19 protein-coding genes and 2 pseudogenes are annotated in these 16,958 nt (G+C 68.4%); 11 read left to right on the forward strand and 10 right to left on the reverse strand.

All coding sequences use genetic code 11. From position 1 onward, the window contains the following. The first annotated feature begins 109 nt into the window (after positions 1–109). Both ABZ915_RS36445 and ABZ915_RS36450 read left to right on the forward strand, forming a co-directional pair. Complete coding sequence (locus ABZ915_RS36445) at positions 110–748, forward strand: hypothetical protein (protein WP_361812383.1); 639 nt, start codon at positions 110–112, stop codon at positions 746–748. A 388-nt stretch (positions 749–1,136) separates the two neighbouring features. Next, positions 1,137–2,501: a hypothetical protein gene (locus ABZ915_RS36450; RefSeq protein ID WP_361812385.1), complete on the forward strand. Its 1,365-nt coding sequence runs from the start codon at positions 1,137–1,139 to the stop codon at positions 2,499–2,501. Between the two features lie 5 nt (positions 2,502–2,506). On the opposite strand, the pseudogene ABZ915_RS36455 reads toward ABZ915_RS36450, so the two are convergent. The 4 genes and pseudogenes from ABZ915_RS36455 to ABZ915_RS36470 form a co-directional block, all read right to left on the reverse strand. Further along, positions 2,507–3,060 (reverse strand): annotated as a pseudogene (locus ABZ915_RS36455) (flavoprotein). Then, positions 3,057–3,782, reverse strand: a complete 726-nt coding sequence (locus ABZ915_RS36460; protein ID WP_361812387.1) for a WbqC family protein — start codon at positions 3,780–3,782, stop codon at positions 3,057–3,059. The pseudogene ABZ915_RS36455 and the gene ABZ915_RS36460 overlap by 4 nt, the downstream one beginning before the upstream one ends. Positions 3,783–3,810: 28 nt before the next feature. Beyond that, positions 3,811–4,500: a YdcF family protein gene (locus tag ABZ915_RS36465; RefSeq protein ID WP_361812389.1), complete on the reverse strand. Its 690-nt coding sequence runs from the start codon at positions 4,498–4,500 to the stop codon at positions 3,811–3,813. Next, positions 4,497–5,540: a hypothetical protein gene (locus ABZ915_RS36470; protein WP_361812391.1), complete on the reverse strand. Its 1,044-nt coding sequence runs from the start codon at positions 5,538–5,540 to the stop codon at positions 4,497–4,499. The genes ABZ915_RS36465 and ABZ915_RS36470 overlap by 4 nt, the downstream gene beginning before the upstream one ends. A 119-nt stretch (positions 5,541–5,659) precedes the next feature. Here ABZ915_RS36470 and ABZ915_RS36475 point away from each other — a divergent pair, with 119 nt between their 5' ends. From ABZ915_RS36475 to ABZ915_RS36490, 4 genes are all read left to right on the forward strand, one after another. Beyond that, positions 5,660–6,076, forward strand: a complete 417-nt coding sequence (locus ABZ915_RS36475) for a hypothetical protein (RefSeq protein WP_361812393.1) — start codon at positions 5,660–5,662, stop codon at positions 6,074–6,076. Continuing rightward, positions 6,073–6,501 (forward strand): hypothetical protein, encoded by a 429-nt coding sequence (locus ABZ915_RS36480; protein ID WP_361812395.1) that lies wholly within the window; start codon positions 6,073–6,075, stop codon positions 6,499–6,501. The genes ABZ915_RS36475 and ABZ915_RS36480 overlap by 4 nt, the downstream gene beginning before the upstream one ends. A gap of 67 nt (positions 6,502–6,568) precedes the next feature. After that, complete coding sequence (locus ABZ915_RS36485; RefSeq protein ID WP_361812397.1) at positions 6,569–7,690, forward strand: hypothetical protein; 1,122 nt, start codon at positions 6,569–6,571, stop codon at positions 7,688–7,690. Then, positions 7,687–8,037 (forward strand): ASCH domain-containing protein, encoded by a 351-nt coding sequence (locus ABZ915_RS36490; protein ID WP_361812399.1) that lies wholly within the window; start codon positions 7,687–7,689, stop codon positions 8,035–8,037. The genes ABZ915_RS36485 and ABZ915_RS36490 overlap by 4 nt, the downstream gene beginning before the upstream one ends. A gap of 506 nt (positions 8,038–8,543) precedes the next feature. On the opposite strand, the gene ABZ915_RS36495 is transcribed toward ABZ915_RS36490, so the two are convergent. From ABZ915_RS36495 to ABZ915_RS36505, 3 genes and pseudogenes are all read right to left on the reverse strand, one after another. Further along, positions 8,544–10,082 carry a TOPRIM nucleotidyl transferase/hydrolase domain-containing protein gene (locus tag ABZ915_RS36495; RefSeq protein WP_361812520.1) on the reverse strand — a complete coding sequence of 513 codons (1,539 nt, stop codon included), beginning with the start codon at positions 10,080–10,082 and terminating at the stop codon, positions 8,544–8,546. Between the two features lie 95 nt (positions 10,083–10,177). Then, complete coding sequence (locus ABZ915_RS36500; protein ID WP_361812400.1) at positions 10,178–10,465, reverse strand: AAA family ATPase; 288 nt, start codon at positions 10,463–10,465, stop codon at positions 10,178–10,180. Between the two features lie 188 nt (positions 10,466–10,653). After that, positions 10,654–10,807, reverse strand: a pseudogene (locus tag ABZ915_RS36505) (IS5/IS1182 family transposase); the annotation flags it as partial. Between the two features lie 180 nt (positions 10,808–10,987). On the opposite strand from ABZ915_RS36505, the gene ABZ915_RS36510 reads away from it, so the two are divergent. The 4 genes from ABZ915_RS36510 to ABZ915_RS36525 all read left to right on the forward strand — a co-directional run bounded on the left by ABZ915_RS36510 (position 10,988) and on the right by ABZ915_RS36525 (position 13,682). Continuing rightward, positions 10,988–11,380 carry a DUF6221 family protein gene (locus ABZ915_RS36510; RefSeq protein WP_361812402.1) on the forward strand — a complete coding sequence of 131 codons (393 nt, stop codon included), beginning with the start codon at positions 10,988–10,990 and terminating at the stop codon, positions 11,378–11,380. Between the two features lie 140 nt (positions 11,381–11,520). Beyond that, complete coding sequence (locus ABZ915_RS36515) at positions 11,521–11,844, forward strand: hypothetical protein (protein WP_361812404.1); 324 nt, start codon at positions 11,521–11,523, stop codon at positions 11,842–11,844. A 344-nt stretch (positions 11,845–12,188) separates the two neighbouring features. Then, the gene (locus ABZ915_RS36520; protein ID WP_361812406.1) at positions 12,189–12,776 is read left to right on the forward strand and encodes a cation transporter; all 588 of its coding nucleotides are present in this window, start codon (positions 12,189–12,191) and stop codon (positions 12,774–12,776) included. A gap of 105 nt (positions 12,777–12,881) precedes the next feature. After that, entirely contained in the window at positions 12,882–13,682 is an 801-nt protein-coding gene (locus tag ABZ915_RS36525) for an SAM-dependent methyltransferase (RefSeq protein ID WP_361812408.1), read from the forward strand. A gap of 9 nt (positions 13,683–13,691) precedes the next feature. On the opposite strand, the gene ABZ915_RS36530 is transcribed toward ABZ915_RS36525, so the two are convergent. Next, the gene (locus ABZ915_RS36530) at positions 13,692–14,558 is read right to left on the reverse strand and encodes a helix-turn-helix transcriptional regulator (protein WP_361812409.1); all 867 of its coding nucleotides are present in this window, start codon (positions 14,556–14,558) and stop codon (positions 13,692–13,694) included. A 137-nt stretch (positions 14,559–14,695) separates the two neighbouring features. On the opposite strand from ABZ915_RS36530, the gene ABZ915_RS36535 reads away from it, so the two are divergent. Continuing rightward, a complete protein-coding gene (locus ABZ915_RS36535) occupies positions 14,696–15,394 on the forward strand; it encodes an SDR family NAD(P)-dependent oxidoreductase (protein WP_361812411.1) in 699 nt (232 codons plus the stop codon). A 41-nt stretch (positions 15,395–15,435) separates the two neighbouring features. Here the strand turns inward: ABZ915_RS36535 and ABZ915_RS36540 are convergent, their stop codons facing one another. Continuing rightward, positions 15,436–16,020, reverse strand: coding sequence for a sigma-70 family RNA polymerase sigma factor (locus ABZ915_RS36540; RefSeq protein WP_361812412.1), 585 nt, complete (start codon positions 16,018–16,020; stop codon positions 15,436–15,438). Between the two features lie 181 nt (positions 16,021–16,201). Further along, positions 16,202–16,870: a hypothetical protein gene (locus tag ABZ915_RS36545; protein ID WP_361812414.1), complete on the reverse strand. Its 669-nt coding sequence runs from the start codon at positions 16,868–16,870 to the stop codon at positions 16,202–16,204. Positions 16,871–16,958: the final 88 nt, after the last annotated feature.

Genomic DNA, 16,958 nt, shown 5'->3' on the forward strand with positions numbered 1-16,958 from the left:
TGTTGTACCCCCGCACGTTTCGGCGGGCGGCCGTGGGGGAGGTCACTGACACGATGATCGGGTTGCGCGGCGGGGGCCACGCGTCCTAGAAAAGCAGTCGGGTGGAGATATGCATCGCGGTGGCGGACTGGGCGAGGGGACTGATGACCTCGGTCCTCGGCGTGCCCGGCGGGGAAGGCACCGGCGCGAGGCGGAGGAAGCGGCCGAAGCACGTCAGGCACAGGGTGTGCCGAATGAGCCGGAGCGGCTCGACCGACGTATTGATCGTCGAGTGGACCGGTTGGGGGAAGAGAGCAGGAATGGTGGTCGGGTGGGGGTGACGTACAAATACTTCGGCGCGCCGGACGGCGCGACCGCGGCACGCGTGCCGATCTCCATGCGCCCCGAGGAACTCGGCGGCGACGAGCTCGGCATGAACGGCATGTTCACCAAGATCAAGCCGGAGACGATGGCCGCGATGGTCCTCACCGGGATCGAGGGTGTCCCCCTGCACAAGGTGCCGCCCCTCGAACTGGTCGTCCTGCACCCCGACTACGCGGTCGTGAAACTCCCGATGACCGTCGTCGACCCCCTGCGGGGCATCGGCGAGGAGGCGGTCGGCGCGGCGGCCTTCATCTGGTCCACCGTCCCGGACCGGGGCGGCCCGCGGGACGCGTTCAACGTGTACCAGCTGCTCCACGAGTGGCAGGACTTCAGCCATCGGTTGCATGAGGCGGGGCATCAGCCCTATTGCCTTGTATGGCCCTGAGCTGGGGTTTCTTGCGGATCGGGCGGGGTCTTCGGGCCTCGCCCTTTTGGTGCCGGGGAGCGGCCGTCAGGCGGCCAGGGCACATTGAGGGCACATTGATTTCGCTGGGGCACGGATGTGCCCTGAGCGGCGGGCGGGCCGCCGTCGCCTTCCGCCACGGTGCGGCTGGACCTTGCCCGTCCGGCCGCGCTCTGAGCCCGCGGCCGGTCGCATCACCGCGGCGGACCTAGCCGAACTCCAGCACGCGCCAGGCGCACCATGAGCGTGCCCGCTTCAAGGCGGTTTTTCGAGCGCCTATGCGCACTTGCGTGCGCCCATATCCGCGTTCGTACGGTGCGGAGCCATGTCAGCATCCGCGCAAGAGGTACTCGCTCGGCTCAGTACAAAGATGCCCGTCCACATCGGCTCGACCGCCACTCTGGTCACGGATACAGACAAGGCGGCCGCCGCTATCGACCGACAGCGCGCGCGAAAGAAGAAGGACGAGAAGGAACCGAGCTCCCGCAAACCCGAACTCGGCCCGTTACGAGGCGCCGACCGGAAGGACCTCGTCGCCACGCCCTGGGCATTGCTCGGCGTCTTCGCGCGGGCGACCACGCTCGCCCGGCAGGGACGTGGCAGAGGTCTGGCCGAACACTGGCAGGGGCTGAAGTACTGCCAGGCCCTGGCAACCGGCCCCGGCGACCACCTGGCCCTTACCGACGAGGGCCAGAGTCCGGAACTCTCCTACCGAGCCATGCAGGCAAGGGAGTTGGGGCGAGCCTTCGGACTCGCCGTCGCCGAACGCACGGTGCGGAACCGCTACCCGGACCACATGATCTCCACCCTGGACGCGGAAGCCGTACTGCTGGCGGGCTTCGCGCGCTCCGGCCCGCGGCCGTCCCTGGGCGCCCGACCACGACCCGACTTCTTCATCGAAGCGTGGCGCCCGGGCGAACCGTCCCGTGTCTTCGTGGTGACGGTCAATGGCAACCATCAGAAGGCCACCAAACGCACGGCCAAGGCCGACCGCTCGGCGTTCAAGCAGCTGGCCAGGGGTAGCGAACGCGCCGAGCACTTCCACCTCGCCCGGTGGAACAGCACGCCATGCCTCCTGATGTCCACCGAACTGCTCGCGCCGGAGGGCATCACCGTCAACGCTCTGCAGGCACCGGGCGACGGGCTGCTCCCTGTGAGGCCGACCGCAGGCCGCGGGAGCGCCGATGCGGTGCTCTCGGAACGAAACCCCACCTACGTCGGCGCAGTGGAGGTCCCCGCCGTCGCTGGCCGTAGGGAACGGATCCAGAACGGGTTCCTCATTCCCCACAAGGACCTCGGCTGGTACGGCCAACTGCTCGCGCGTACAGGAGCCGCCGGCCAGCTGGCGTTCGCCGGAGCTGGCACCGAGATCGCTCAGTACCTCACCGACAACCAGGGCCACAAACACTACAAACGACAGACGTTCGCAGGCTCATCCAGCATCAGGGACGCACGACACAAGATAGGTCCGACGGTATATGTCGGAACGGATCAGGTGTTCCGCCTCAACCGGGTCCGAGTGGAGGCGTTCTCCGGCATTGCCGAGGAACTGTACGAGCTGCTGGTCAAGGGGCAGGTCGAGGAGTACCGGACCCGGGCGTACGACCTGCGCGGCACCTACCCGACCAGCACCACAGCTCCGCTGTGGGGTCCAGTCTCCTTTGGTGCCGACGGCAGTGTGATGGCCCTACGGGTCCTGCCCAAGAGGGACGACGGGGAAAGCCCTGACCTCTAGCCCGGCTATCGGGGAAGAGCGAGATGTGGTTCCAGGAGATCCAGCGCGTCTTCCCAGTGGAAGCGGTCGGCCCCACCGCCTTTGGGCTTGTGGGGCTCGTACGAGGCGATCAGGACGTCCATCTCGCGGAGTTGGTACAGACTCCGGCGGTACGCGGGGTGGGCGGCCTGGGCCACGTTCAGGTACGGCAGGACGACGGTGGGGATGTCCATGCCGTACGCCTCGCACAGGATGCCCAGGGCGAGGGTGTCGGAGATGCTGGCGGCCCACTTGTTGACCGTGTTGAAGGTGGCCGGGGCGACGGCGATCGCATCTGCGGGCGGGAGAGCGCGGGCCTCGCCGGGCGTGCGCCAGGCGGAGCTGATCAGGTAGCCGGTCTGGGCTTCGATCGCCTCGGTGTCGAGGAAGCCGAGCCCCTGCGGGGTGGCAATCACCCCGACGTCCCACTGCCGCTCCTGGGCAGCGGTGATCAGCTGCCGACGTCACTGGCGATGCCGCAGGCGCACACGACGATGTACAGGAAGGGCTTCTTGCTGACCGGGGCAACAGGATCGGTCATACCGCTGCTCCCTGAAGAAGAGTCTGCTGTCGGGCTTTGAGCTCCACCGCGAGGCCAGTCGGGCCCCTCCTGCTCAGGGCCCACAGACTGCTGGCCTGGCGCGCCCAGTGCCAGACCGAATCGACTGTGTCCACAGGGGTGTGGAAGAACAACACGTCGACGCCACGAACCGCGAACGGATGAGGGACGAGGTAGCGCATACCGCCGGTGCCGCACAGGTAGTGCGTGCTGTGGGTCGCGGCTGCAAGGTCGGCGAGGCGCTCGCTTCGACCTGGGCGGGTCGGTAGGGCACCACTGCTCAGCACTTCGCCGTGCCAGCCGAGCATGGTCAGCAGAGCGAGCGTCGACATTCTGGCAACGTCCGCCACGCGGTCGGTGGTGTCGAACTCGGCGAGGACGGTGTCCAAGGCTTCCCGTATGGCTGACCAGTGGCGACTGCGGCCGTAGTACTGCCGGACCAGCAGCTCGACCGTGCGCCGTGAGCGACGAGGCTCCGCGAGCCGGGCCTCGCTGATCAGTGTCGGGCGGCCGTGGGGCAGGCGGGTGGGGAGGGTGAGCCACTGCTGCCGAGCCGGATCGTCCATGGCGGTGAGCCGGGCGCGGTGCTGATAGTCGCGGCGCGCGAACTGCACGTCGTCGAGGACGATCCACCGGTCCGCCGCATACAGCTTGGCCAGCGTCGACAGCCGTGGAAACAGGTTCGGCTGGTGAATCGCGCACACCCCGCCCGCAGCGGGGGAGCCCGGCGGATCAGGTGCTGAAGAGGCGACTGTCGAAGCCGGCGCCCAGGAGGCGCTCGTAAGCGTCATACACATCCCCCGGTACGTCCTGCTCGACGGCGAAGCCAAGCTTCGGGTACTCGATCACCCGCTGCAGGTCGCCGACGAGCATGTCGACGACGAGCTTCTCGTCGCCGATGGACTTGATGTAGTCGTCCAACTCCAACGGCTCTGAGGCACAGACCACCTCGGCCTCCGGCCACAGCTTGCGACAGGTCGCGTACGAGCGGCGCTCCATGTACGGCTTGGAGATCAGCAGCAGCGACTCCACCTCCACACCAGAATCCGCCAGCAACTCCCGGGAGAAGGTGATGTTCTGCCCGGTGTTGGCCGCTTCCGGCTCCACCAGGATCGCCTCGTCCGGCACGCCCAGGCTCAGGGCGTGCTCGCGGTAGTGAACGGCTTCGCCGCGCGGGAAGCGGGCCCGGGTGGTGGGACTGTTGCCGCCGCTGAACACCACGACGGGGAAGAGGCCGACACGATAGAGGTCGACGGCCGTGGTGGCCACGCCGAGGTCGTGACTGCCGAGCCCGATCGCTGCCGAGCAGGGCCGCGGCTTGTGCCCCATCTGGTGGTAGTTCCAGATCAGCGTCGCGTCGTGGAACTGCTCGTCGGTGATCTGGCGCTGCTCATGCTCCGGCACTGGCACTCCCTGGCTCATCCCTGCTGGCCCTTTCGGATGCCCTCGATGCTGCGCAGCTGGTGGCTGAGCCCGTACAGGCGTGCCACCTGTGCCGCCTCGTCGAGGACGGACAGCCCATCATTCCGGGTCGCCGCGTCCGACAGAAGGATGTGCCCGTAGGCGGTGTCCAGCCGCACCCGCTGCATGGGCGAGTCGACTGTGCCGGTGGTGCGTGCGATGTCGATGCAGTGCAGGGCCTGGGTCAGGTTGCCAGCACCGCGGTGGGCCAGGGCCAGTTTCTGGTGGGCGACCGACCAGTCCTCCGGCTCGCCCAGTTCCTCGAACTCCCGAGTGGCGGCCGCCATCACAGTGGTGGCGTGGGCGTTGTTGCCCTCCTTGCTCAGGGCCGTGCCGATCCACAAGCGTGCCCGGGCCCGGTCGCGCCTGCTGAGGCGCTCGTCTCCGGCGAGCTGCTCGTACCAGCGGGCGCACGCGTCGAGCTGACCCGACATCTCCTGCACGACGGCGAGGGACAGCTCGATCTGGGCCAGACGGCGCGGGATGTCGAGTTCGGAGAACATGCCGCGCGCGGTCAGGTAGGACTGGCGTGCGGACAGTGGACCGAGGATCGCCCCTTGGTCACGCTGCACATCACCGAGCAGCACGAGGGAACGGCCGTACAGGTAGAGGCCCTTGTCGTCGAGGTCGTGCGGGTCGTGGCTGCCCAGCCAGCGGTTCAGCAGGGTCGAGGCGAAGGGGAAGTCCTGGCGGCTGACGCAGACCACGGCGCGCTCTATGTCCTCGGTCCAGGTTTCGTAGTCCGCTGGCCGCGCGGCCTTCCGCTCAGGGAACAGCCGCGCTTCGAACCGAGCATGGGTAGCAGTGTCCGCGCGGGAGAGCGCGGTGTCGAGAATCGCCTGCGTATCCGGGCGGGGGTGAGTCTCGGAGCCGAGGCTCTCCCACTTGGCCACCGTGCGCAGCGCGACGCCAAGATGTTCGGCGAAGGCACGGGTGCTCATGCGCAGGGCGGCGCGCAGGGCACTCGCCTCCCGACCTGTCCACTGCTGCACGCTGACCATGGATGACCTCCCTCCGTCACGTATGGAAGCACTCTCGGTGACGGCGTGGGGCGGGAAGTGCAACGGAAGTGCAACAGCCGGTCATTTCGTGGCCGTTCACAGCAGCCGACGCTGTGGTCATGGACGACGAACTCATCACGGAACGCCGCCCCGTCGCCTTCCCGCAGGTCTTCGGCTACCTGCGGCACATCACCGGTGGTCACGCCCGTCATGCGGCACTCGTCGAGTGCCTCACCGAATACTGCCGCCGACACGAACTGACCCTCGGCGGCGTCTTCACCGACCGCGACGCCACGGTGGCCATCCGGTCAGCCGCTTTCGTCGGACTGGTCGACGCCCTCCAACTGACCGACACCTACGGCGTGATAGTTCCCGCCCTCAGCCACCTCGGCCCCAAAGGCATCGGTGCCGAGCGAAGGCGGCAGATAACAGCATCAAGCACCCGCCTGCTCGTGGTCCGATCCTTCACGCCGACAAGGGGTTCCGAAGCGTCCCCGGGCACAGGTGCCGGCGTCCGCCCACGGGGGACCACATGACCTCCGTTCGTGACGCACTGCGACGTGCGCCCACGGTCGAGGATGCGCCCGGACTGCGTCTGCTGAAGGTCGGCGACGGCTGGGACCTGGTGCGAACCTCCGCCGAGATCGGCCTCCTGGCCCTGGGCCACCTGCGGGCGACCGGCGAGCCCATCGGTCCGGTGCTCTACGACAGGACCAACAGCCGCCTGTACTACGCCATCGGAACCGGCACCGCCGGGGACTGGGACGGCCTGCCGGTACGGCACCTCTCCGCCAACTCCTGGCTCGTCGCGCCCGGTCTGGAGACTCTCGACGGTTGGTTCGGCGGCTGGTGCGAGCTACCCGACGACGACACCCTGACCGACGCCGCCACCCTCCGCACCGCACTCCGGCACCCGTACGTCATCGCCGCCGCCGAGGAACACTCCGGTGCCTTCCAATAGCGGCCGGCACCCCGCACCACTCCCGGCAGCACCTCCTGCCTTCCGCCTCGACAGCGAGGGGACACCCGTGACGATCCACCCCGTCTCACCGAACACCGTCCTCGCCAACGCCCTTCTCCGCACCGAGGACGTCCTGACCCCACGCATCCTGGCCAGTCCACCAATGCGGATCGTGCTGGTCGTCGGCACCCAGATCAACGGCACCCCGCACATCGGCACATCACTGGTCCAATCACTCACCTTCGCCATGGCAGCACGGCTGCGCGAACGCTTCGGCATCCCCGTCGAGGTCGTCTTCAGCGCCCTCGACAACGCACCGTACGAACTGGCCACCGACCCGGCCAGCGGCCACACCTACCAGCGCGCCTACGCCCAGACCCTCGGTGCAGAGGCCCTCACCGACCTCGTGGCCGCCCTCTACCAACCCCTGTTCACCGCCCTGTCCCGGCGCCTGGGCATCCCGCATCAGGTGGAGACCTACAGCCAGCAACAGGCCGGAGAACACTTCCGCCGTACCTGGCTGCGGCTGCTCCCCCGCCTCGACGCCGCCCGCTGGTGGCTCGCCCCGTCCACCGGCACACCCCACATACGGATCCCCTGCCCGCACCCCGGCTGCGGCTGGGCCGAGAAGCACGCCGAACGAACCCGCGCCCGCCTCACCGACCGCGATACGGCCGACATCGAGGCCGTCTGCCTCCACCACGGCCCCTACCGCACCACCATCACACCCACCACCGGTGGCTACCTCGACCTGGCCACCCTCTACCGCAACCTCGTCAAAGAACTCGCCCTCACCAGCACACCGGCCGACGGAACCCTGCACGTCATGGTCAAAGGCGGCGACTGGGTCTTCGGCTCCCTCCTCGTCGACGAAGCGCTCCAGGCCGTCGGCCTCACCCGCGCCCAGCTCCCCGCTCGCCTGTTCTGCCCGCAGGTTGTCACCGACACCGGTGCGAAACTCTCCAAGTCCCTCATCCGCGAAGGCCGTACCCCCTTGCTCGAAGGCGCCGCCGACTGGATGCTCGACACCCGGCAGTGGCCTGGCACCGTGGCCGAGTACACAGACCAGCTGCTGGCCATGACCGAGACGCTCCTGTCCGACCCCCGTCACTTCTTCCGCTCGTACACGACCGCCGAGATCAATCGCATGATGAGCGCCCCAGACCCCCGGAGCCTTCCCGCCCCATGAGCAGCACCTCCCGCATCCGCGAACTAAACCTCTACCGCCAGTACTTCGACCTGGTCGCCGCAAGCGTCAAGACCATCGAGGTCCGGGTCAGGTACCCCCGCCTGGCCGACCTTTCATCCGGCGACGTCATCCGCTTCCGCATCAAGGGAACGGACGAGACGTGCGTGGTCGAGGTCAAGAGGGTCACCGAATACCCCGACTTCGAGGCTCTCCTTGATGGCGAAGGTCCGTCCAACATCAACCCCACGGCCACCCGCGACGAGCAACTCGCCAACATCCGCGCCATCTACCCACCCGAGAAAGAGGCCCTCGGTGCTCTCGCAATCGAGATCTGCCTTCCCGCTTGACACACCGGACTCGGGCGACGCTGACTCCAACTGCTGCGAAAAACGTATCGCTTGCGGCAATCTTCAGTCTCAAGAATCCCTCATAGAACGTCGTGCCCGGCGCGCAGCAAGCGAGTCCTGCACCATACGGGCAAGTTCGCGCCATGCCTGGACGACGTTTCCCAGGTCCAACAGGAGTTCCCGGATCCGCCGAAGCAGTACGCGCGTCACAACAAGGCCGATTGCAGAGTCACATCCCAAGCCCACCCACCCCATCGGGATGCCTCCTCCCCCTCAGACACCAGGCTCCCCGTTACGTGGACTGAAGTCTTTTCCAGCATGGGTAAATCGCCCGATCTTGGGATGCTGGGGATGCCGCGTGTGGCATCAGGCTGCCCGCTATGGAAATCGAAGTCAGCCTGCTAGGAGCAGGCTTAGGCGGACGTCTCCACATCTGTGTCTGCGAGCCACTTCATCTGAGGTCGAAGTCCGAGGTGATCGATTCGTCTCGCCCCTGTCCCTGGTGACTACCGTCGACCGGCCAATACACGGACGTTCTCCAACAGGGCATGGAGCAGGAACGGCGGCCCTGCCCCGGCCGTCCGCGTCGTCTCCAGGTAGGTTGCCGCGTTCTTTCCGTCGATGCCCTCGCCGACCCGGATGAGCTCTTGGCGGCGCTCCTCCCAGGTCGGCCAGTGCTGGTCGAGGTAGATCTCCAGAGTGTCCTCGAAGACGGTGTATCGGCCGGTCGAGTCGTCGGTGGGCTGCGAAGACGGCGTCGCGCCCAGGTACTGGAGAAGGTTCGCGTTCTTGGCCCGGTTCGCCCGCGCCTGCTGTTCGAATTTTTCCTCCTTCTCCTGGCGCTGATGCGGAAGTAGGTGGCTCACCGACTCCCGCTTGCGCTCCTCCATGCCGGAGTCACCGTCGAACACCACGTAGCACGGCACGCCCAAGGCGCTGAACAGTGCATCGGAGATCATGATGTTGTCCTTGCCATTTACCTGGATGACGCTGATGCCCTCCGCGCCCAGGTTGATACCGGACCGCTCGGCACAGCCGGTGATCACTCCCTCGTCCCCACGGCCCTCGACCAGCACCACGGCGTGGGCGAAGAAGCCCTCGGCCAGCGTGCCTCCCAGCGTCCCCTCGGTCCTGCTCCGGATCGACTTCTTGTCCACGAACCCGTCGAGGGCCCTGCACAGGTCCTCCTCCGTGGCCTGCCACACCTCGGTGGCGGGATGCTCCTCACTGACAGCGCGGCACAGACGCCGGATCTGGTGGTAGCCCTTCGGGTCGATGAAGACCGGATTGTGGGTCGCGTACATGACCTGCGTACGCCCTTGCGGCGACGCGGCGACCAGCTCGCGAAGCACCTTCGCGAAGGTGCGGGCCTGAGGGGGGTGCTGGAACAGCTCGGGCTCCTCGATGGCCAGGCACAACGTCCGCATTCCGTCGGCCGGGCGCCTTCGGTCCGCCAGGTACTTCAGCGCCGCGATGATCAGAGCGCGCTGAAAGCCGTGCCCTTGCCGGTGCACCGAAGTGTGGGCCGCGCCGTCCCGGATGCTCACCTGGAAGGTGGTTCTGGCCGGCCTGGGCGCCTGCACCGTGGGAGTCACTACCACCTCACGTCCGGTGGTGAACTTCGAGACCTCTTCGGAGAGGGCGGCCGACACCTCGTCCAGCACAGGTCCATAGACCTTGGCATGCACCTCCTGCCGGGCCAGATGGGCATTTTCCTCGATCTCCCCGAGCTGCTCGTTCGCCTGCGAGCGGTCCACCGCGTGGTCGAGGATGCGGCCAAGTGCCGTGGCCTTCTGGTCGTCGGCCTCCTCGTACGCCCGCAGGTCGGCGGAGACGAACACGAAGTCGATCAGTTGGGCGAGCCTGCTCTGCCCGGCGAAGCCGAAGAAGTGCGTGTCTTCGACCTCGGCTTCGGTGAGTCGGTTGCGGTTGTCCAACTCCCAGGTGAGCATCGCGTCCAGGACTTTGTCCTTGGTGCCGGCGGATGGCAGCCCCAGGCTCGGATCGCTCTCCCTCAAGTGGTCATAGGCGCGGCGAAGCTCCATGGCCTTCTCGTTCTTGCGCACCTCCTCGAATGGTGCGTACGCGAGTGCCTTGCCCGTGATCTTGTCCTCACCGTTCTGCCAGGTCCGCCAGACGCTCACACTCGCGGCGCCGTCGGGCGCGTACCGCCCGAGGGTCTGGCGGTCGTGATCGGTGAGCCCGTCGAACTCCACCTCCACGGAGATGCGGCCGTCCTCGGCCGCCGAGTGGATGTCGTCGTCGCTGAGGGCGACGCCCTTTCCCCGTTGAAGAACCAGTCGAGCGCTCGGAGCACGGTGGACTTGCCAACCCCTGTCGGGCCGATGAAGGAGGTTATTTCCTCGAAGGACACGTCCACCTTGTGCAGACAGCAGAAGTTCTCGATGCGCACTCGCTTGATCTTCACGGTCGTCCTGAACGGTTGGTGCGGACGGGGTATTTGTATCCCGTGTGACGTTTGTGGACGCTAGCAGCCGTCCTGACGTCTCATCAGCCGAATTCCCGAGATGAGTGATTCCTCGAATGGGGATGGCGACCTTGGTCATCGAGGTCCTGCGGCGACTGCTAGCGCCACGCCGCCGCCGATACCAGGTTGCTCTCATGACGGTGCAGGTACACGAGAGCGACGAGCGCACGCTGGTGCGGTGGGGAGTTTGTAGCATCGGTCACCCTTGCGGGTGACGATGAGCATCGTGACGCACTCGACCAGGCCGTGCGGCAGGTCGAGTGCGGCCGGATAGGGAGCCAACAAGGCGCCTCCGCAGGCGGGTTGAGACTTTGAATAACTCCCGCAACGGCACAGGACCCTCGTGCGTTGCGACCCCTATACCACCTCACCTTGCGTCACCCGGTGGCCACGTTGAAACGGCTCAAGGACTGACCGGTCCAGTGGATGATGACCTCTCAACGCCGACTAAGGGGAACAGCGATGAGAGACCACGAATTCGCAGCCATGAGGGACTTCCTCTGGGCGCGTCTTGACGAGGACGAAACTGCCGCTCGCGCACTGAAGCCCGGCAAGAACCAGGACGTGGCGAAGTTGCAGGCCCGGGTCCTCGCCGACGTCGAGGCGAAGCGGCGGCTCGTGGACTGGGTGGAGGAGATTCCGCGGATGGCGGAGGACAATGAGGTGCGCGTCCTCTGGAAGAGGGTGGTCGGGCAGTTGTGGGCCGGACTCTCGCGGGACTCCCGTAGCCCAGTGATCCACGCACTCGTTGCGGCGTACGACGGCCACCGCGACTTCCATCCTGCGTGGCGGCTGGTCGAGGTCGAGGATGAGCACGAGCCACGGGAGGGCACTCCGAGAGCTCGCACCGTGTAACCCGCAGGAGACCAAGGCTCCGTGACGATGAGTAGCGCCAGGAGCCCAAGGAAGCACCAGGAGGAGCTGGAGCGGCACCAGGTGACGAGATCCGACGGTCCCGCCAACTGGTAGCTCCTCAGCCTGCTCCCGAGCGAGGGATGGAGGATGCTGAAGTCGACAGCTTCTTCGACAGCAGAGCTCCTGCCTACCGCATCAACGCCGGCCGCTTCGTACGGCCGTCTTTCGAGCCCGCCAAGAACCCGCCGACTCCCCTCATGTGCTGGTGGCTGATCCTCTACAGCTACTCGATGCTGGCCCGGTACCAGCGCCGGAAGTGGTCCGAGGCCCTGGACGTCGACAAGTCCAAAAGCGCAGCCGCCCTTGAGTACGCCATGGACATCGTCCTCGAAGTCGTCCCCCACCTCGTCCTCGAAGGGCCGGATCAGGAGCCGTTGTTGCTCGCGAAGCCGATGGCCTTCTGAGACCGACAGGGCACATCCAGGGCACATGAGCCCAGGAAATGGCGTTGACCCGTGAGAACTACGGAGATGAGTTTTCCCAGGTCAACGCATATTTCACCGAGAAGCCCCACGTCAGCGCCCCACCCCTCCCATTCGCTCCACGAGTGGCAGGACTTCTCGCACCGGCTGCATGAGGCGGGGCATCAGCCGTACTGCTTGGTGTGGCCGTGAGCCGGGTTTCGTAGGGCAGCGGGCGGGGTTCCGGACCCCGCCCTCGTCGTGTGAGGTGCTCTGGGCAGCGCAACCCGGCCGCGGCTCTGTCATCGCCCTCTGCCGTACCGCGCACGAAGTGGGAGACTCGGCCGGTGAGCGTCTCGGACGACAGGACCCGCACCGCCCTGCTCCGCCGGGGCTTCGCCCTGGAGTACTTCACGCTCGGGTGGAACGTGGTCGGCATCGTCGTCCTCGCCGTCGCCGCGCTGCGTGCCCGGTCGGTCGCGCTGACCGGGTTCGGTCTGGACTCCCTTATCGAGATCGGCGCGTCGACCGTCGTCGTGTGGGAACTGTCCGGCACCGGTGAGGCGCGGCAGCGCCGGGCCCTGCGGCTGATCGGCTTCGCGTTCGCGGGACTGGCAGCGTACCTGTTCGTGCAGTCCACGGTGGTCCTGGCCGGCGGACACCATCCCGGGCACTCGCCGCTGGGCATCGTCTGGACCGCGGTCACCGCCGCCGTGATGTTCGCTCTCGCCGCGGGCAAGTCCCGCACCGGCGCGGCGCTCGACAACCCGGTGCTGCGCACCGAGGGGCGGGTGACGCTGATCGACGGACTGCTGGCCGTCGCCGTCCTCCTCGGTCTCGTACTGAACACCGCCCTCGGCTGGTGGTGGGCCGACCCCGTCGCCGGCTACGTCCTCGTGGTCTACGCGGTCCGGGAAGTCCGCGAGATCTTCTGACGAGCCGCCACTGTCCGGCTGGCCGGTTCGCTCCCCCCTGAAACCGTGGCGGCCGTATCCTCCCCGGCATCCGATGCGAAGAACGCCTACCTCGGGACGCCTGCCATGTCTGAAGAGCGCTTAGCCGGTTTCGCCTCCACCACCGCTCACCCCGCCCGCACTTGGAACTACTGGCTCGGCGGCAAGGACAACTACGAGGCCGATCGCGAGGCGGGGGAAGCGATCCTGAAGATCTATCCCGAGATCGCGGACATGGCCCGCTTCCAGCGTGCCTTCCTCCAGCGGGTCATCCGGTACTTCACCGTCGACTGCGGCATCCGCCAGTTCCTCGACATCGGCACCGGCCTGCCCACCGCCGACAACACCCACGAGGTGGCGCAGCGTCTCGCGCCCGAAGCGCGGGTCGTCTACGTCGACAACGACCCCATCGTCCTGCGCCACGCCGGAGCGCTGCTCCGGGGCACCCCCGAAGGCAAGACCGACTACATCGAGGCCAACATGCGCGATCCCGGGCGGATCCTCGAAGAGGCCGCCCGCACGCTCGACTTCACGCAGCCGGTCGCCATCACCCTCTTGGGTGTCCTGCTGTTCATCCCCGGCGACGACGAAGTGGACGCCATCATGGGCCGCCTGCGCGACGCCATGGCCCCGGGCAGCCACCTCGCGCTCACGCACACCACCACCTCCGTGGGGGGCGGTCGTACCGACGACGCCGCCAAGGAGTGGAACGACAACAGTCCCAACCCCATGGTCATGCGCACCCCCGACCACATCCGCGGCTACGTGCAGGGGCTGGAACTGCTCGAACCCGGCATCGTCCCCCTCACGCGCTGGCGTCCGGACCCCGCGGACACGGGCCGCACCCGCGACATCGACGAGTTCTGCGCGGTGGCCCGAAAGCCGTGACCTCGGGCATCAGTTGGGAGTGACGGCCGGCGGGCCGGCGACGGCGGTGAGGCGGAGCTTGGTCTCGTCCTCGCTGCCGGGCGCGGCGGTCATGATGACGATCTTGAGCTCGGAGTCCCCGTCGGTCAGGACGTCGCAGTCCACCGTGACCGGGCCCACCGACGGGTGGTCGACCGTCTTGTGGTCCTCGCGGTGCGCGGCCACCTCCCCGGTCGCCCACAGTTCGGCGAACCTCCCGTTGCCCGCGTTCAGTTCGCGGATCAGCGTGGCCAGGCGGCTGTCCTGGGGGAAGCGGCCGGTGGCGCGGCGCAGGTCGGAGACGACGGCGGCGTCGGTGGCGTCGCGGTCCGCCTCGGTCACCGGCCACAGCGCGAGGCGGGCGGGGCCGGCGTCCACCGGGAACCTGTCGCGGGCGAAGTTGCGCAGCCGCGGCGGCGAGGCGGAGGGGTCACCCAGCAGGGCGGCCCACCCACGGTTCCACCACACCAGTTGCCAGTCCGCCGCGAACACGGCGACCGCCACGTCCCCGAGGCGGGCGAGCACCCGCTGCATGCCGGGCGGAAGATGGTCACAGATCGCGCCGCCCGCCGGCGGTACGAGCCGGGCCAGCCGGTAGAGGTGGTCCCGCTCGGCGGTGGACAGTTGCAGGGCGCGCGCCAGTGACGCCACCACCGACGCCGAGGGTGTCGTGGCCCGCCCCTGCTCCAGGCGCACGATGTAGTCGACCGACACCCCGGCCAGGTCGGCCAGTTCCTCGCGTCGCAGCCCGGCCGCCCGGCGCCCCCGGGGCACCGGCAGCCCGGCGGCCGACGGGGGCAGCCGGTCCCGCCATGTTCGGATCATCGCGCCCAGTCCGGTTCCGGGTGTCGTCGGCATGAGTCCCCATCTTCCTGCGGTATGAGTCCCATCCTCCTGCGGTCCCGGTCGTGCGGGCGGGCGCGAAGGTGGTACTGGGCTTCCTACCGTCGGAGCGTCCCTGATCCGCCTCCTTCGCCAGGAGCACGATCGAAGGCATGACGATCACCTTCATCACCGGAGCCAACAAGGGGCTCGGCCACGAGACCGCCCGCCGCCTGATCGAGTGCGGCCACACCGTGCTCGTCGGAGCCCGCGACCGCGAGCGGGGCGAGGAGGCCGCCGCCGCGCTGGGCGCCCGCTACGTCCCCATCGACGTGACCGACGACGCGTCCGTGGCCGCCGCGGCCGCGAACGTCGCCGAACACGAGGGCAGGATCGACGTCCTGATCAACAACGTCGGTGTCCACGGCCCCGTCGGCGATCCCGGCGACCTCACCTCGGCCGACGCCCGCGCCGTCCTCGACGTCAACGTCGTCGGCGTCGTCCGCACCACCACCGCGTTCCTGCCGCTGCTGCGCCGCTCGGACGACCCCGTGATCATCAACGTCAGCAGCGGCATGGGCTCCCTCGCCCTCACCCACGACCCCGCCCGGCCCGAGTCGCACGTCGTCGCGCCGCTGTACACCTCCTCGAAGGCGGCGCTGACGATGCTGACCACGCAGTACGCCAAGGGGCTCAAGGGCATCCGCGTCAACGCCGCCGACCCCGGCTACACCGCGACCGACCTCAACGGTCACAGCGGCCCCCAGACCGTCACCGAGGGCACGGACGCGATCGTCGCCCTCGCCACCGAGGAACCCGGCGCCGGCACCGGACGCTTCGTCTCCCGCCACGGCGAGATCGCCTGGTCCTGAGGCAGACGCCGCCTCCCACGGTCCGACGGGATCGCGTCGGCTCAGGCCACCACCGCCGGTGCGGCGGGCTGGTCCGCCTCGTCCAGCAGGGCCATCAGCGTCGTCCGGGCGCGGGCCACGCGGGAGCGGACCGTGCCGACCGGGCAGTCGCTGACCTCGGCCGCCTCCGCGTAGGGCAGGCCGAGCAGTTGGGTGAGGACGAAGGCCTCGCGGCGCTCGTCGGGCAGGGCGGCGAGCAGGTCCAGCAGGGCGATGCGGTCGTCGAAGCCGGGCAGATCCAGCGGCTGGGCCAGCTCGACGGCCAGCTGCCAGTCCGGTACGTGGGACAGGCGGGGGCGGGCGGCGGCGTACCGGTAGCTGTCCATGACCGCGCGGCGGGCGATGGACAGCAGCCAGGCGCGCGCCGAGGAGCGGCCCTCGAAGCGGTGGAGGCTGCCGAGCGCGCGCAGGAACGTGTCCTGGGCGAGGTCGTCGACGGCCTGGGGGTCGCCGCACAGGTGGGCGACGTAACGCTGGACGTCGCGGTGGAGGGCGCGTACGAAGTGCTCGACCGCGTCCGGGTCGCCGCCTCGGGCGGCGAGCGCCCAGGCGGTTGTCGAGTCGTCGTTCAGGGCAGTGGTGATCACCTGGTGTCCTTCGCGGATCCGTGATCCGGACCGGGGCGCGCGAGGGCGCGGACCGGTCCGGTGAGCGGGGAGACGGCCCTACGGCGCGGAGGCGCTGCGACGCGGAGGCGCTACGGCGCTTGCGCGGGCGTACGGCCGAGGCCCGGGGCGCGCACGGGCAGCCCCGGGAAACCAGCTGTCGTCAGATGACAGCCGTCCCCACCGGTGGGCCCCGGGAGGTGATCGCGTGGACGAGGAGGAGAAGGCCCGGCGCCCGGTCCGAGCGGGGGCGCCGGGGCCTGGCGAGCGGGCGGCACGGCGGGACGGGCAGCGCGAGCAGCAGCCGCAGCGGCGCCGCCAGCCATCCGGCGACGGCCCGCAGGATGCGGAACGCGGCCTTCTCCCCGTACGCCAGCCACAGGCCGGTCAGGAGCGCGGCGAGCAGGTGGGCGGCGAGCATGCCGTACGACGAACCGCCGCCGCCGTCCATCGACTGCCCCATGTTCCCCATGGAGGACATGCGGCTCGTGCCCATGCGCCCCATGTCGATGGAGGTCATCGGCATCGAGCCCATGTTCATGTTCATGCCCATGTCCATGGAGTCGGGCCCTGCCGACGCCGGCTGCGTGAGGGAGAACGCCTCGTGCAGCACCGTCTGGACGGCCACCACGGCCGCCACGATCAGCGGCAGGCTCCTTTCCCTGCCTGCCAGACACCAGCTCGCGGCACCGGTCCCGGCCGCTCCGGCGGTCAGCGCCCACGCGGGGACGGAAGAGCCGGACATCAGGACGTGGCCCAGGGCGGCGAGCAGCACGCACACGGCCGCGAACACCGCGGCGCGTACTGCGCGAGCACCCCACCCTGCTGTCATGGCGCCTCATCCTTGCATCGGGACATCGGTCGTCATGGGTGGGTACGGAAATCCACAGCGGACCGCACTCAATCCACAGCCTGTGATT

The organism is Streptomyces sp. NPDC046915, from assembly GCF_040644935.1.
In the GTDB taxonomy this organism is placed as follows: Bacteria; Actinomycetota; Actinomycetes; order Streptomycetales; family Streptomycetaceae; genus Streptomyces.

Bases quoted from the DNA above. Each gene is read 5' to 3' on its own strand.
- ABZ915_RS36445 (WP_361812383.1), top strand. From the start codon at position 110: ATGCATCGCGGTGGCGGACTGGGCGAGGGGACTGATGACCTCGGTCCT.
- ABZ915_RS36450 (WP_361812385.1), top strand. From the start codon at position 1,137: ATGCCCGTCCACATCGGCTCGACCGCCACTCTGGTCACGGATACAGAC.
- ABZ915_RS36465 (WP_361812389.1), bottom strand. From the start codon at position 4,500: ATGAGCCAGGGAGTGCCAGTGCCGGAGCATGAGCAGCGCCAGATCACC.
- ABZ915_RS36470 (WP_361812391.1), bottom strand. From the start codon at position 5,540: ATGGTCAGCGTGCAGCAGTGGACAGGTCGGGAGGCGAGTGCCCTGCGC.
- ABZ915_RS36475 (WP_361812393.1), top strand. From the start codon at position 5,660: ATGGACGACGAACTCATCACGGAACGCCGCCCCGTCGCCTTCCCGCAG.
- ABZ915_RS36480 (WP_361812395.1), top strand. From the start codon at position 6,073: ATGACCTCCGTTCGTGACGCACTGCGACGTGCGCCCACGGTCGAGGAT.
- ABZ915_RS36490 (WP_361812399.1), top strand. From the start codon at position 7,687: ATGAGCAGCACCTCCCGCATCCGCGAACTAAACCTCTACCGCCAGTAC.
- ABZ915_RS36495 (WP_361812520.1), bottom strand. From the start codon at position 10,082: ATGGAGCTTCGCCGCGCCTATGACCACTTGAGGGAGAGCGATCCGAGC.
- ABZ915_RS36510 (WP_361812402.1), top strand. From the start codon at position 10,988: ATGAGAGACCACGAATTCGCAGCCATGAGGGACTTCCTCTGGGCGCGT.
- ABZ915_RS36515 (WP_361812404.1), top strand. From the start codon at position 11,521: ATGGAGGATGCTGAAGTCGACAGCTTCTTCGACAGCAGAGCTCCTGCC.
- ABZ915_RS36525 (WP_361812408.1), top strand. From the start codon at position 12,882: ATGTCTGAAGAGCGCTTAGCCGGTTTCGCCTCCACCACCGCTCACCCC.
- ABZ915_RS36530 (WP_361812409.1), bottom strand. From the start codon at position 14,558: ATGCCGACGACACCCGGAACCGGACTGGGCGCGATGATCCGAACATGG.
- ABZ915_RS36535 (WP_361812411.1), top strand. From the start codon at position 14,696: ATGACGATCACCTTCATCACCGGAGCCAACAAGGGGCTCGGCCACGAG.
- ABZ915_RS36545 (WP_361812414.1), bottom strand. From the start codon at position 16,870: ATGACAGCAGGGTGGGGTGCTCGCGCAGTACGCGCCGCGGTGTTCGCG.